Here is a 15,069-nt window from a genome sequence, read left to right on the forward strand (position 1 = left end):
GCCCTATGATGGGTTCAAAAAAAACATTTCAAAAATACGACCGCCTGGCTTTGATGTTTTCACAACACGAATTGGATCCCCCAGGTCGGGTGTTCCTGCAAAGCCTGGCCAGCGCGATATTGGGTTGGGATCGACGTGGTGGGCGATCGCTGCTTGTCCAGGTGAGAGGCCCGGCAAGCTGAATGCGCGCGACCCTGGTCAGGGAGACTGAGCCGCCAGTTCTATGATCATGTCGTATAGCGCGCGTGCAGCCGGCGATAACTGAGCGGTCCGTCGTGTAAGGAGCAAGAGCGTGCGTGAGACCGAGGGCTCGACCAGCTCAATCGACCGGACCATCGGGTAGGCGTTCTTCTGGATCGCGAGCCTGGGCACCACTGCGGCACCCAGGCCCTCCGCGACGAGCCCTAGCGCCGTCGAACTGCGCTGAACCTCATAGAACGAATGCAGTGCTACGCCGCTGGTCTTCAGCGCCCCGTCGAGCAAGCCCCGATTGCCGCTCACTTCCCCCGCAAAGATCAACGGATATGACCGCAGTGCCTCCCAGCGCACGCGTCTGCGCTTCGCCAGCGGATGATCGTCGCGGCAGATCAACACGTAAGGATCTGTCGCAATCGGCCTGCTTTGGAGATCGGGATGTTGGGGGCCCGCAATACTGATCCCGAATTCGGCCTCGCGCCGCAGCACGGATTCCATCACCGACGCGGACGAGTGATCGAGAATCCTCACGCGATCGTGCGGTCGCCGTACGGAGAATGCGCGAAGGATCCGGGGCAGATACTGCACGCCGACTGTTGGCACACACGCTATCGATACATCGCCGCGCTGACTCAGGCCCGTTTCCCGAATTTCCGTCAGCGCATCAGAAAGTTCGTTGAGCAGTCGGCGCGCCTGAGGCAGGAAGCGCTGTCCAATTTCGGTAAGCGTCGTGCGCCGGGTTGTCCGCTCGACGAGTACGACGCCCAGGAATGTTTCGAGCTTGCGCAGCCGCTGCGTGATGGCGGTTTGCGTCACGTGGAGGATTTCGGCCGCTTGCCTGAAACCTCCACCGTCCGCGATCGCGACAAACGCCTGAACGCCCAGTGTGTCAATTTTCATAAGATTTATGAATCAATAACAATAATAAATTCATTTTACTAAACCCTCTCAGGATCGGAAAATCGGCTTCATCGAACAACGTGCAGATCGCATCGCCTGGGATGTGGCACGCCATGCAACCACGACAAGGAGGCGCAACATGACTACGCGACTCGATCAATACGCTAAGCAATACGTACAATTCGAGGGTGAACGCACGCGACCGGTGAGAGACCTCCTGGCTGCCGTGCCACGCACACCCGTGCGCACCGCGATCGATACAGGTTGTGGACCTGGCAACTCCACCGAACTGCTGATGGCCCATGCACCCGACGCCGCAATACGGGGGCTAGATGCGTCGCCCGATATGATCGAGGCCGCACGCGAGCGCTTGCCAGGCCTTCCGTTCGAGGTTGCGGACGTCGCCGCATGGGATGAACCCGGCGCGTACGACCTGATTCTCGCGAATGCCGTCTTGCAATGGCTTCCCGCACACGAAACGCTGTTTCCGCGGCTGCTGGGCAACCTGACGTCAGGCGGGCACCTCGCCGTCCAGATGCCCGACAATCTCGATGAACCCGCACATCGACTGATGCGCGAAGTCGCCGCATCGGGGCCTTGGGCAGAAAAGCTGCGACGTGTTGAACGGACGGAGCGGTTCGACGCGCGTCGCTACTTCGCGCTGCTGTCCCCGCTCTGTTCGCGCGTCGACGTATGGCGCACCACGTACTACCATCCGTTGCGAGGTGGCGCAGATGCGGTCGTCGAGTGGTTCAGGGGCAGCGCATTGCGACCGTTTCTCGCCAGGCTCAATGACGAAGAGTGCACGGCCTTTACCGCTCGATATCGCGACGCAGTCGCGCTCGGTTATCCGGCGCTTGCCGACGGTACGATCCTGTTACCGTTTCCACGCCTTTTCATCGTCGCAACCCGAAAGTGATCGCGTGAAAGCTGTCGTTCGACGCGGGATTTCGATATTTGCGAACCTTCTTTAACACGTGGGCATGGGCTATCCTTTGGGCACCGAACGATGGCCAGGGCGCTGGCCGGATGAGCTTTCGTGAAAGGAAGCACCTGTAGCGGGAGAGCGAAAATGAATGGAGCAAACTATCCGAAGACCGTCTTCGTCATCAGACACGCGGAAAAGCCCGGCGATCCGGCAACCGATAATCCGCAGGACGGCATCGATCTATCGACGCGCGGCTATGAGCGAGCCGCGGCCCTCGCTCCATTCTTCATCGCGACATTCGGCAAGCCCGATGCCGTGTTCGCCACCCAGGCGTCGAAACACAGTAATCGTCCTGTCGAAACCGTGACCCCTCTCGCGCAGGCGCTAGGTCTCGACATCAAGGCCGATATCGCGGACGCCGATTATGCAACGCTGGCCACCAAGATTCTTTCGGACGGCAAGTATGGCGGACAGGTCTTGTTGATCTGCTGGCATCACGGCAACATCCCTGCGCTGACGCAGAGCCTGGGCGGCCAGCCGCCGCAGGACCCGTGGCCCGGCACGGTTTTCGACCGCGTTTGGCAAATCGACTATCCGGTCAGCGCCGGTAGCCCTTCAGGGCTACCGGTCAAGAACATTGCCCAACAACTGTTATTTGGCGATGAGTCGAGCTGATCCGGCCTGGTCTCGAACGGCTGCCCTCGGGCGCGTCCCGCCGCGCGGCTCACATTCACACTTGCGGTGAATCCTGTATCGACACAAACCGCCTTGATGTCGCCCAGGATTTCCTCAAGGGCCCATCGGACCCGTGCTTGAGCGTCCGTGACCACGCAGGTCCATCGATACCACGTGACTGGTCTTCGCAAGGACTGGAGCCATCGGCAGCCAGTCGGCAGCAGAACGGCCTGCGCCGTGAAGCAGGAGCATCAGTGCGCCCGTCCCGCCATAGTCTTGTACCGCCAGTTGCGAGGGGCCAGAAACGACCCATGTTTCGCGAAATAGATTCATTGGCGCGTACCTACGGGCGCCGCTTTTGCACACCCGCTCCAATTCCAGCGCCGATTGCTGCCCCCAAAGTTGACCAAAGACCCAAGTTTTCAGTTGCTGCACCAACTACGGTGCCGATAGCTATGCCGATTGCGAGCCACCTTGCCATTCCCTGCCTCTCATGCGCGGTTACAGTGCTTGTCACGATAACACGGGGTCGCCGGCGTAGCTCGAAATCTCACAGCAGGCGCCAACGGATGTGTCATGCCGAATCGCTACCGTATGATGCCGTTGGCAGAGGTGCCTTCTCCAGGTAGCCGTGGAATAGCCCGACGTGGACCTCGGCCTCGTCGCAGCACTCGGGCCAGAGATCGACGCTTCTGAAGCGCACATCGAACGTACACTGCGGCACCGGCTCCAGATCGTGAGCCGCCGCATCCGGAAACGGACAGGCCGGCGAGATATCCACGATCTGGCCGCATTTGCCGCGAACATAGGCGGGAGCGCGGGTATGGCCACCGACGAATTCGTTCTTCACCTTGACCCAATCGCCGATCTTCAGCTTCGGCAGATCATCGGGAGCCACTCTGCCCGGCTTGGCCGGCAATGAGAGCGGTACAGACTCGCCACTGGCTGCGTTCAGTTCCTCGCGGCTGATCAGGCCTTTTTCGAAGCACAGCGTGGCGGCCGCAGTGAAAGTCCGTTCGAAATAGGATGCGCAGACGTAGTGCCGGGGCGCCATCCGTTCAATGGCATGGCGAAACTCGTCCATGTTGTACACGTGCTGACCAATGAGCCGTGCGCTGATAGCGGCCGCCCGGACCTCCCACTCATCATGGAATGGCTCGCGCTTGTCGTTCATCACCACCGGGCCGAAGCCTTGTCGACCGCCCATATCGTGAAAGCCGTCCATAGAGATTCTCATTGGCCTTGAAGTGCATCCGGGTTCTGAACGGGAAGGAAGGGCGGCTCGAGACGCTGCACACCGATCAGCGATTCCTTTGTCACGAGTCTCGCGAGCCGTTCCTCGCTCCAACCTGCCGTGTAGGGCGGCTGCAATGGCAATATCATGTAGCGCGTATCGGTTGTCGTGTCCCAGACGCGAATCTTGATCTCGTCGCGAAGGACCAGACCCATCTCGGCGAGCACAGTGCGCGCTTCTCGTACGATGCTTGCGCGATATTCGAAGTCCTTGTACCAGCCGGGCGCCATGCCGATGATCGTGAAAGCGGTGCACGAGCACAGTGTGCAGCAGATGACGTTGTGAACCGACGGCGTGTTTTCCTTGACCGCGAGCTTGCGGTGATGCTCAGGCATCGCGAACCCCATGGACGCCGCGGCGGCCTTACCGTCGGCGAGCAGGAATTGCTTGAACTCGGGGTCGCGCCATGCCCTGGCGCATAGCCTTGCTCCGTTGATCGGCAGCCACTCTTCGCTGGTCCGATGCGCATAGGTGGCGACGCTGTCGTCTGCGAGTACGCCCTTGTCCTTCAGCAGTGTCTCGAGGGCAGCGACACGGGTTTCCATGGATGAGCGATTCATTGCATCCCTCACAGTCGGGTTCCGGCTTCGATATTCATTCATACACGTTGGGATCGCTGCGAATCTGCGCTCATGCGACAGCCGCCATCTGCGCGGGGTCAAACTCGAGCCAGAGCACTTCGCCCACTTCATAGCGGTCCGATGGCGGGGCGTTCACATGAAGACGCGTCGAGCCCTCCACCGGTGTCGCCGAATAGTCCCAGTACTCACCGAGGTAGGCGCGCTGAACAATCCTGACCGCTACACGCGGACCTGAGCCCATGCCGTGCAATGCCTCTCGCGAGAGCCGCAGGGTATGGGGCCGCACGGAGAAGGTGACCTCGCCTGTAAGTGCCGGGCCGCCCGGCAATGCCCAACGCGGTACGCTGAACCGGTCGAACACGATCTCATCGCCCTGGCATGAACCTTCCACGAAGTTGGTGCGGCCCACGAATCGTGCGACGAAGCGCGTTTTCGGTCGAGTGTAGAGCGTGTGGGGATCGTCGACCTGTTCCAGTCGTCCCTGATTCATCACGGCAATGCGATCTGCCGTCATCATGGCCTCGGATTGATCATGCGTGACGTAGATCGTGGTGATGTGGAATTCGTCATGCAGCTTCCGGATCTCGAAGCGCATTTCCTCGCGCAGGTAGGCATCGAGATTCGAAAGCGGCTCGTCGAGCAGCAGTACGGACGGCCGGATGACAATGGCGCGAGCCAACGCGACACGTTGCTGCTGGCCGCCGCTGAGCTCGGCGGGATAACGTTGCGCCAGGTGAGCCAGTCGAACGACATCGAGCATTTCGCCCACCCGAGTGCGCACGTCTTCGCGCGGCAGGCGGCGCAGGTTGAGCCCGAACGCCACATTCTCTTCGACCGTCATGTTCGGCCATACCGCATAACTCTGGAATATCATGGACATATGCCGCCGTTCCGGCGGAACGACTGCGCTCGCAGAGGACAAGACGCAGCCGTCCATCTCGATGGTCCCACCGTCGGGACCGGTGAAGCCGGCAATCATCCGCAACGTCGTCGTCTTGCCGCAGCCTGAAGGCCCGAGGAGGGCAATGAACTCGCCCTCAGCGAGTGCCAGGTCGAGATGATCGACGGCCAGCGCTTCGCCGAAACGTTTCGCGATGCTGCGCAGGATCAGCTTGCTCACTCAATGACTCCGCAGCATGAAGTCGCGCCCGATCATGCGCCATCCGAGCGCCGCAATCCCGACAGACACCACGAGAAGAATGACGCCGAGCGCCGCCAATAGCTCGAAATTGCCTTCCTCGGAGAGGTCGAATAGCATGACCGAAATCACCCTGGTATTGGGCCCGACAAGAAAGATGGCCACCGACAACTCGCGCGCGGCGGGAATGAAGACGAGAATCCACGTGCCTGCAAGGCTGCGCTTGAGCACCGGTGCAAGTACCTTGCGGATGGCTGTGAGGCGGTCGCCGCCAAGTATGCGAACCGCTTCTTCCATCTCCGGGTGGATGCTGAGCATGCCCGCGGCGCATGACGTATAGGCTATCGGCAGAAAGCGGGTAGTGAAAGCCAGAATCACGATCATCGCCGTGCCATACAGCGCCAGTGGAGGCGCCGCGTAGGCCGCGTAGAATCCAATCGCGAGTACGACGCCTGGGATGACGAACGGAGTCATGCACAGGTACGCCAAAGCACCGCTCCACCGAACCAGCTTGCGGCTTTCCATGTAGGCAATCATCAGCGCAAGCGCGATCGAAGCAAACGCGGTTGCGGCGGCATAGAGGAGTGTGTTGACGATTGCTTGTTGCGCCTGTGTCTGTTCGACCAGCAGGTAGCGAAAATTCCCCAGGGTGAGATTGTCGAGGGAAAGGCCACGCGCCCATGCCTTCGTGAATGCCGCCTGCAACAGGGTGACGGCCGGCAGGATCACTGAGATTGCGCCGACCAGAACGGCATGGGCAAGCAGCACCCAGCGCCAGCGCCCGAGCCGGATCGGTCGCCGCGCTCCGCCTTTGCCAGTGACTGCCACGAATCCTTTGCGGCGGATGAGCCGACGTTGCAGCCAGACCATCAGCAAGGTGATAAGCAACAACGGCATGCAATAGGCTGCGGCCTCTTCGACCCGCACGGGATAATCGAAGAACTGCCACAACTGTGTCGAGGCGACGTGGAAGCGCGCTGGAAGTGCGATCATGGCCGGCGCGCCGAACAAGGCAATAGCCTCGAGGAACGTGACGATGAGTCCGCCAAGGATGGCCGGCAGCACCAGCGGCAGGGTCACGCGAAACGCGGTGCGCCAGATTCCGGCGCCGAGAATGTTCGCGGCATCCTCCATCTCGGACGACAGCAGATCCAGCGCCGAGTTCGTGAACACGAATACGTACGGATACGAGGTGGCTGCCACCACGACAATGAGGCCAGGCATGGAGTAGATGTTGAAAACACCATGCCCGGCTCCAGTCAGTGTCATCCACGCCCGGTTCAACCATCCCGAATTGGGGCCGGCCAGCAGGATCCAGCTGATTGCACTGAGATAGGGCGGCGTGACAAAAGCGCCTAGTACCAGCAGCCGCACGAAGGACTTGGCCGGCATGTCGGTACGCGAATTCGCCCAGGCGATCGGCAAGCCGAACACGCACGACAACAGGGCGACGCCGATGCCGAGTTCCAGCGAATTCAACAGGGCGTGCAGGTTGCGCACGCTGCCATAGGCATCACGATAATTGGCCAATGTAAGCTGGCCGGTTTGCGGGTCCTGCAGGCTCGCACTCGCGAGCCGAAGCAACGGGCACGTGACGAGAAAGACGAGCACGGCGCCCACGGCAAGCCACAACACCATGCCAGGCTCGATGCGACGCAACCGGTTTGCGGGCGCTGGCCCCGTCGGTCGATCAAGCTGCCTGTCGAACGGCTTGCTCATCGTGATAGCCTCCATCCCTGGCAGCGCGATTTACACACCGAACGTGTTGCGCCACTGCTCGATCACCTCGGGGATTCCTTTGACGATCTCGTCGCTGTCCGGACGTATCACCTTGAGCTCACTGGCCGATTTGACGCCCGGGGCGGCGGGCACTTCTGGACGAATCGACTCGAAGAAGTGTTCGACCCAGATTTTCGATGCTTCGACGCTTAACAGATACTCCATAAAGAGCCTTGCCGCATTCGGGTGTCTGGAATCCTTCAGGATTCCGGACGGCGCAAGGATGAGCACCGTGCCGTCGATGGGATAAATCATTGCGAGCGGATTGCCCTTTTGCCTGCTTTCCGCCGCAGTCGCCAACAGCGCGGTTCCGGCGATCAGACGTTCGCCAACGTTGATCATCGTGATGGCGTCATTGATCGACCGGCCGATCTGTGGGTTGTTTTTCGCCAGGCCGTCGAAGTACTGCCATCCGTAGAGCTTGCGCATCATCACCGCCCAGGTTCCCACGTAGCCGCTGAACCCCGGGTGGCCCAATGCGATGCCGTCCTTCCATTTTGGTGCAGTAAGATCGGTCCAGTTTCTGGGCGCATCGGCCGACTTGAGGCGCGAAGGGTTGTGCACCATGCCTATCAAGCCCGCTGAGGTAACGAAGTAGTACCCCTCGGGATCATAGTGCTGGTAGAGCCCGAGCACCTTGCCGTCATTCTCGGGTGTGTATTGTGCGAGGGCCTTGTGCTCCTTCAGATAGACGTAGTGTCCAATATCGGTGGAACTGAGCACATCGACCTGCACGGCGCCCGCCTTGAGTTCTTCTGCCACGCGCTGGAAGGCCACTTGCGCGGTGGTGCGAACGACGTTTGCGCGGATCCCTGGCCACGCCGATTCAAAGCCATGGGCAACCGCCTGCGCAGTTGTATCGTCCGAATGCGAGGTGTACCAGGTGAACTCGCCCTCCTTTTTTGCGGCGTCATAGAGAGCCCTCGTGTGCGGAGATGCTGTTACGACGTCAGCGAACGCAACGTCCCGGCAAACTGAAAGCGCAATTGCGGCCGCGCCACTTATGAGGAGTTCGCGACGGCGAATGCCCGTATTCATCGTCATTCCCTTCTGAGGCAGCGGTGGTCGGTCGGCTGCAGTTCGCTCCGATCGAGGGATGCAACAAAACCGGCCGAGTGAACGTCACCCGGCCAGTTCAAAACGTGCAGCCGGCTTCCGCGCAACAGGCGACCCCCGTGCGTCGTCGAACCGAAGTGCAGGCAAATCGAGTATAGGTCAGCCCAGAATGAGGACAGTCAGGATTTGGACTAGCCGAATCGATTTTGGCGAACAGGTCTGGGACATGGGTCGTGTCAGGTCGACGCCTCGACATTGCTTTCACATCAGCTTATTTTCTTTTAACGATCGCGCCTGGCCGAAAAAGGGGAGGTGATTGGAGTCCTTAAAAAAGCCTTTGAACTTCGCTACGTCGTCAGACAATGAGGCTATTGAACTCACGGCCAGGAATCCGGAAAGCAGGAGCGAAGCCTTAATAGGCCAAAAAGGCGGTGCTCGCGTAATGGTGGATCGACGCGGATTTTGACAAAAATTATTTGAAAACTCGAGAGATTGGGTGCGCTACCGCACTTTGTCAAAGTGTTCGCGATGTCGCTCTGTTGCACCTTGTTCCGCGTGCAGGTGAAATTCGGCATGCGCAGCGCTGAAATACAGGTGAAGCGTCATGAAAGACCACGCCGCCATTTGCAGCCCAAAGCATTCTTGCCGAAGGCGAGGCCCCAGGTCTAACTCGCCGCCATCCGCCGTCGCGCGCTCATAAAAGAGCCGGTCGGCTGGCGCTCGGGCGCGAAGCGGTCGAAGCCCACAGGGCCGGGCATGTCGATATAGACCGCTTCCATTCCCTGGCGGCTATAGCTTTCGTGCCAGAAGCCCGCGCCGCCACTGTCGCGCAGGAAGTCGCGCCACCAGCGCGAATGTGGCTCGCTGCGGGTAAAAGCTTCCAGGCTTTCCAGGTCGCGCCAATACTGGCGGATGCCGATATGGTTGAGGGCGAAGAGGAACTGCTCGCTCGACAGCAATCCGGCTGGCGGGTCCAACTCGATCTGCCTCAGGCCTTTGCCGATGCCGAGCAGGGCGGCGATCCCGCGCAAGCGGCGGACGCGAAAACCCAGAATGATGACCACGAGATTCGGATAAGCGCTGAGGTCGACGGATCGTCGGATAACGGAGGCTTGCATGGCGGCTCCTTGCTGTTTACGCTGTAAGCGTAGACCCTTTTGATTACAGTGTAAACAGCGATGAGTGATTCCATATTGTCCCTTCATGACCGGCTGGTCGATTGCGCGCTGGCCTTGCTCGAACAGCATGAAAGCGATGTGAGTCTGCGTGCAGTTGCGCGGGCGGCGGGTGTTTCGGCGATGGCGCCCTATCGCCATTTCGAAGACAAGGCGGCGCTGATGGGCGCCGTCGCGCTCAAGGGCTTTGCCATGCTGGAGGCCGACGCCGCACGCGCCGATGCGGCGGACGATCCGGACGCAGCGCTGACCGCACAGGGCTTGGCCTATGTGGGTTTCGCTCGCGCGCATCCTGCGCTGTTCCGGCTGATGTTCGCCTCTGGGGCGGGCCTCGACCTGGCGCTTGAGGATTGCCAGGGCGCTTATGGGTTGATGGCGCGGCGGGTGGCAGAACTGGCGCCGGATCAGGCCGCGGCGGGGGCGCTCGCCTGTTGGGGGCTGGTGCACGGGTTGGCGACGTTGGCGCTCGACGGACGCATTCCGGCCGATCCGGGCGGTGAGAGGGGGGCGATCGCCTTGGTGGCGCAAGCGCTGAGGGCGGCGCCTCCCGACCTCAGCCGCTCCTGATGCGGCTTGCGTGGCCGATGCGATCCTGATTGTGCCCTGACGATTGGCGGCCTTGCTTTCCGTGTTGGTGGATACGCTGGATTGCGGCCGGCGCGCTCGCCGCGGCAATGGAGGTGGCCCGGCGCAATCGAGCACTTGCGTGATTTCCGCGATCGAAAATCTTGTGCGCGGCGCTAACGATCGACATAAAGACCCAAAAAGTCTTTATGTCGTTATGCGAAGTAAATGGAAGCGGGCAACGGGAGTCATTGCACCGTTTTCACCAGGTGCACAACCGGACACTAGTGACGGCCGATCAGACCGAGCGCCTGCGCGCGCGAGACGGCTTGAGCACGCTTGTCCACGGCCAGCTTGACGAAAATGTTCTTCAGGTGGGACTTGACCGTTTCAGGCGTGACGCCCAGCGTGCGCGCGATTTCCTTGTTGGACTGCCCCTGCGCGATCAATTCGACGATCTTGCGTTCCCGCGCGCTCAGCGGTTCCCGTTCGCCTTCGCGCGGTAATGGGCTGTCCGGCTCGTAGATCGCGCGCCACCCATCGACGAGGCGCTCGAGCCACGCGGCAATTTCTCTGGTGCGCGGCGTGCCGCTAAAGCGTTCGCGTGCGAGCTTCAATAGCGGCCCGATTTCCGCGCCGTGATCGAGAATCGATTGATACAGGCCGGCGGGCGCGCAAAGCTGCGCCACTTGCTGGAATGCCTCGAGTGCGCGCTCGTGCTCGCCAGCGGCGAGCCACGTCATGGCGAGCACCGTGCGAAGCCGCGCCGCGAGCCAGGTGCCGTGCAGGCGTTCGCAGCGCGCGAGCGCCGCGTGCGACGCGTCCGCCGCCTCGGAGAGTTGCTGGCGCTTCAGCGCGAGAAGGGCAACCGCGAGATCGCGATAGTTCTCGATCTCGGGCGAGACGGGGGACGCGGACGATTCGGCGGGGCGTGCGAGCTGGCGCAGTTCCGCCACGCACACCGCGGCTTCGGTGATGCGGTCTTCGGCGAGATAGAGGCGCGTGCGCTCAACCAGTGCGGCCGCGAGCAGGCGGGTCCAGCCGCGCGCCTGGCCGAGCGCTTGCGCCTGATCGAGCAACAGGTGGGCGCCGGCATAATTCTGGCGCGCCTGGGCGATGCGCACGAGGATGCGATAGGCAATCAGCACGCTGTCGAGCAGCACGGCGCGCTCGATGACCGGCATGAGCTCGACGAGCAGCGCTTCGGCCTCGTCCAGGCGGCCGTGCTCGTAGTGAATCTGCGCGACCATGGGCGCGCAGAGCGCAGCCGAGACCGAGTGCGGACCGGCGTGGCGCTCGGCGAGCTGCATCGCTTCTTCGAACCGGCGTGCCGCGATCGGAACATGCAGTTGCTGCAATTCCGCATGCCCGAGCAGGCAAAGCCGATAGACCGTTGACAAGACACTGCGCTGGTCTTCTTCGAGCGAGTCGGGAATCCACGGTGTCGCGTAGAGCGCTTCGAGATGGCCCATCTTCCAGTGGCAAAAGCGCACGACATTGGAAACCGCATTGCGGGTCCAGACGTCGGTCGACGGTCCATTCAGGAAACGCTGCGCGAGTTCGAGCGCGGGCCCGGGATTGTCCCGCAGTGCCGCGAGCGCGGAGCGTATGGCGAGACAGCTCCAGAGGATCGCTTCGGCATCGGGGCTTGCGTTGGCGTTGGTGACCGGGTTGGCGTCCGGGTTTGCATCCGGCTTGACGCTGATAGTGCGCGTTTGCGCATCGCGCTCGATCGAGTCGATCAGGTGCGCGGCCTCGTCAAAGCGCATGGAGAGCGCCGTGCCCCACGCGGTCGCGAGCGTGACGGTCACTTGCGCGCGCATCAGATCGGCCGGGAACTGGCGTTGCCAGCCAACCAGCGTCAGCAGATCGCCGCGCTTGAGCAGCGACTGCGCACAGCGCTCCATCAGGCGAATCGCCTCGCCGGTCGCGCCGGCGGCGATGGCGTGCCTGACCGCATCGGTCCATTGCTCCTCGCGCGCGTACCAATGCCAGGCGCGGTCGTGCAAGCCCGCGAGTTCGTCGCGATGCCGGTCCTGCAGGCGGCGCTGCAGGTATTCGGCCATCAGCCTGTGATAGCGGAACCAGCGTCCTTCCTGGTCCAGCGGCTCAAGCAGCAGTTGACGGGCCACGATGCTTTCGAGCATATCCTGGCTGCGCGCGACGCCCGTGAGCGCTTCGCACAACGGCGCGGACAGGCGCTCGAGGATGGCGGTGCGCAGCATGAACGCGTGCATCGCGGGCGGCAGGTGCACGAGGATGTCTTCAAGGTAGTCGGACACCGGCTTCGACGCGCCCGTCGGCACACTGCCTGGCGAGCCCGTCATCCAGCCATGCGGGTGCTCCTCGCGGGCCAACGCCGAGGCCGAGAGGCGCAACGCGGCGGCCCAGCCTTCGGTCGTTGCGTGCAGCGATTTGAGCTCGCCCGAGCGCAGCTTGCCGGGGAACGCATGCTCGACAAAGCGGCGTGTTTCGTCGAAATTGAACCGCAATGCCGACGCGTCGATTTCACAAAGCTCGTTGCCGGCACGCAGCTTCGCAAGCGGCAGCGGCGGGGCGACCCGCGTGCAGATCACGACATGGACATTGGATGGCACGTTGAGGACGAAGCGCGACATCGCCTCGTGAATGGCGGGATCGCCGATCAGATGATAGTCGTCAATGAACAGATAAAGCTCGTCGTCGACTTCGGCCAGTTCGTTGATGAGCGCCGCGGCAAGCGAATTCGCGGGCACGAAGGTCGCCTCCGCGGTCAAGCCGATTGCGGAAGCGCCCACCATGCCGCAAGCGCGCTGCAAGGCGTGGGCAAGATGATGAAAGTAGCGCGCGGGTTCGTCGTCGTCCGCGTCGAGAGACAGCCAGGCGACGCGTGCGCCGTGCATGCGCAACGCGTCGAGCCACGTCAGCGCGAGGGAGGTTTTGCCGAATCCCGCAGGAGCCCTAATGATGGCGAGGCGCTGCGTTTCCAGCCGCGCGTGATACGCGTTGAAGCGGGGCCGCTCGATCAGGCCTGCGGGCAAGCGCGGCGGAACGACTTTCGTCGCCAGCAAAAGGGGCGGCCTCGTCACGGGCATCGCTTCGGGCATCGCTTGCGTCACGGTTGAACGTCTCCCGGGCATCTTTCGGCATTGTTCTTGCCGTCGCGCCGGCCGCCCGAAACGGGGCGGGGCGCAACGGACTGGCGAGCCGCTACGCGGCGGCTCGATCCATCATACGCCTGGCGCACGTCGGGCACACGTCATGCGGCGATCATCCCGTTCACGGCGTCCTGCGTTTGCGCGAGATACGGCGCGCGCATCAGGAGGTTCGATTCACCGCCCGCGCTCTGGAATACGACGGGCTTTGCATGGCTGAACGTGCGGTAGCCGTATTCGCCGTGGTAGTGGCCCATCCCGGAGGCGCCAACCCCGCCGAACGGCAGCGAGTCGAAGAACACGTGGGTCATTGCGTCGTTCACGACCAGTGCGCCGGACGTGGTGCGTCGCGCAACCCGCTGCTGCTCGGCCGGATCGTCGCCGAAGTAGTAGAGCGCGAGCGGACGCGGACGGCTGTTGATGAACGCAAGCGCGTCGTCGAGCGTCTCGTAGGTCACGACAGGCAGCACCGGCCCGAAAATCTCTTCCTTCATCACGCGCATGGCGTCGGTGGCGCCGATAACGATCGTCGGCGCCATCTTGCGCACGGCGGGATCGTGGAGATCTTCGTGGGGCGGGGCGAGGCTCACGGTGCTGGCGCCTTTCTGGCGGGCATCCTCGACGAGCGCGAGCTGACGCTCGAAGCCGCGCACGTCGATCATCGCCGTATAGTCGGGATTCTCGCGCATGGTGGGATACATCTGCGCCACCGCGGCCTCGGCGTGGGCCACGAAGGCACGCACGCGATCGGCCGGAATCAGGACATAGTCGGGCGAGAGGCAGATCTGGCCGGCATTGAAGGTCTTGACGGTCAGCACGCGTTCGGCGACGCGTTGCAGGTCGGCGTGCGGGCTCACCAGCACGGGTGACTTGCCGCCCAGTTCCAGGGTGACGGGGACGAGGTTCTCGGATGCCGCGCGCATGACGTGGTGTGCTACCTGCGTGCTGCCGGTGAATACGAGGTGGTCGAAGGGTTGGGCGCTGAAGGCTGCGCCGGTTTCGGGGCCGCCGAGCACGGTGGTCAGTTCATCGCTGTTGAAGTACTGTGCGATTAGCTCGGCCAATAGTGCCGACGTGTGCGGCGTCAGTTCCGATGGCTTGAGGATCGCGCGGTTGCCGGCCGCGAAGGCGCCGGCGAGTGGGCCGAAGGCCAGCACGATGGGGAAATTCCACGGGCTGATGATGCCTACGACGCCTAGCGGTTGATATTCGACGCGGGTTTTGACGCCGGGGAACGGTTCTGTCGTTGCCGGTTGCGACATCCATGCTTCGAGGTGTTCGCGATTGAATTTCAATCCCTCGATTGATGCGAGTATGTCGGCCAGGAGCGTTTGTTGTCTGCCTCGGCAGGTGTAGTCGGCGTTGATTGCGTCGGCGAGCGCCTCTTTGTGGGAGCGCAGCAGGTCGATCGCGCGGTCGATGCGGTCGCGGCGGAGGGCGGCCGAAGGCGGCCCTTCTTTAAGCTGGGCAGCTTTCATGGCGTCGAGATGGGCGCGGATCTGCTCGGCAGATGGCTCGGATGGCAATTTAAAATGCTTTGGCATGCTGATAGTCTCTTGGGTTCAAATGGGGCCGTCTCGTTCGGACGGGTGTTCAGGGTTTAAACAAACTTTGGTTTGGCGCTGTCGCGATCTTTTGCTTTGGCCTTAA

At 62.1% G+C, this 15,069-nt stretch carries 13 protein-coding genes; 3 read left to right on the plus strand and 10 right to left on the minus strand.

What is annotated here, in order from left to right; genetic code table 11:
- Positions 1–198: 198 nt before the first annotated feature.
- Entirely contained in the window at positions 199–1,095 is an 897-nt protein-coding gene (locus BO1_RS37650; protein WP_028221987.1) for a LysR family transcriptional regulator, read from the minus strand.
- 139 nt (positions 1,096–1,234) lie between these two features.
- On the opposite strand from BO1_RS37650, the gene tam reads away from it, so the two are divergent.
- The gene (gene tam, locus BO1_RS37655; protein WP_028221988.1) at positions 1,235–2,014 is read left to right on the plus strand and encodes a trans-aconitate 2-methyltransferase; all 780 of its coding nucleotides are present in this window, start codon (positions 1,235–1,237) and stop codon (positions 2,012–2,014) included.
- 153 nt (positions 2,015–2,167) lie between these two features.
- A complete protein-coding gene (locus BO1_RS37660) occupies positions 2,168–2,698 on the plus strand; it encodes a histidine phosphatase family protein (protein WP_245643999.1) in 531 nt (176 codons plus the stop codon).
- Between the two features lie 114 nt (positions 2,699–2,812).
- Here the strand turns inward: BO1_RS37660 and BO1_RS62160 are convergent, their stop codons facing one another.
- From BO1_RS62160 to BO1_RS37690, 7 genes are all read right to left on the minus strand, one after another.
- Entirely contained in the window at positions 2,813–3,031 is a 219-nt protein-coding gene (locus tag BO1_RS62160) for an alpha/beta fold hydrolase (RefSeq protein ID WP_156992624.1), read from the minus strand.
- Positions 3,032–3,272: 241 nt separating this feature from the next.
- Positions 3,273–3,923, minus strand: coding sequence for a nitrile hydratase subunit beta (gene nthB / locus BO1_RS37665; protein ID WP_028221990.1), 651 nt, complete (start codon positions 3,921–3,923; stop codon positions 3,273–3,275).
- 8 nt (positions 3,924–3,931) lie between these two features.
- Entirely contained in the window at positions 3,932–4,537 is a 606-nt protein-coding gene (locus BO1_RS54410) for a nitrile hydratase subunit alpha (protein WP_218002847.1), read from the minus strand.
- Positions 4,538–4,622: 85 nt separating this feature from the next.
- Positions 4,623–5,693 (minus strand): ABC transporter ATP-binding protein, encoded by a 1,071-nt coding sequence (locus tag BO1_RS37675; RefSeq protein WP_028221991.1) that lies wholly within the window; start codon positions 5,691–5,693, stop codon positions 4,623–4,625.
- A complete protein-coding gene (locus BO1_RS37680; protein ID WP_052409742.1) occupies positions 5,694–7,430 on the minus strand; it encodes an ABC transporter permease in 1,737 nt (578 codons plus the stop codon).
- Between the two features lie 30 nt (positions 7,431–7,460).
- Positions 7,461–8,528, minus strand: coding sequence for an ABC transporter substrate-binding protein (locus tag BO1_RS37685; RefSeq protein ID WP_052409743.1), 1,068 nt, complete (start codon positions 8,526–8,528; stop codon positions 7,461–7,463).
- A 683-nt stretch (positions 8,529–9,211) separates the two neighbouring features.
- Positions 9,212–9,664, minus strand: coding sequence for a monooxygenase family protein (locus BO1_RS37690; RefSeq protein ID WP_028221994.1), 453 nt, complete (start codon positions 9,662–9,664; stop codon positions 9,212–9,214).
- 60 nt (positions 9,665–9,724) lie between these two features.
- Here BO1_RS37690 and BO1_RS54415 point away from each other — a divergent pair, with 60 nt between their 5' ends.
- Positions 9,725–10,288, plus strand: coding sequence for a TetR/AcrR family transcriptional regulator (locus BO1_RS54415; protein ID WP_043288244.1), 564 nt, complete (start codon positions 9,725–9,727; stop codon positions 10,286–10,288).
- A 281-nt stretch (positions 10,289–10,569) separates the two neighbouring features.
- On the opposite strand, the gene BO1_RS37700 is transcribed toward BO1_RS54415, so the two are convergent.
- Positions 10,570–13,383, minus strand: a complete 2,814-nt coding sequence (locus BO1_RS37700) for a LuxR C-terminal-related transcriptional regulator (protein WP_245644000.1) — start codon at positions 13,381–13,383, stop codon at positions 10,570–10,572.
- A gap of 140 nt (positions 13,384–13,523) precedes the next feature.
- A complete protein-coding gene (locus BO1_RS37705) occupies positions 13,524–14,963 on the minus strand; it encodes a coniferyl aldehyde dehydrogenase (RefSeq protein ID WP_043288245.1) in 1,440 nt (479 codons plus the stop codon).
- Positions 14,964–15,069: the final 106 nt, after the last annotated feature.

This window comes from Paraburkholderia oxyphila NBRC 105797 (assembly GCF_000685075.1).
GTDB lineage: Bacteria > Pseudomonadota > Gammaproteobacteria > Burkholderiales > Burkholderiaceae > Paraburkholderia > Paraburkholderia oxyphila.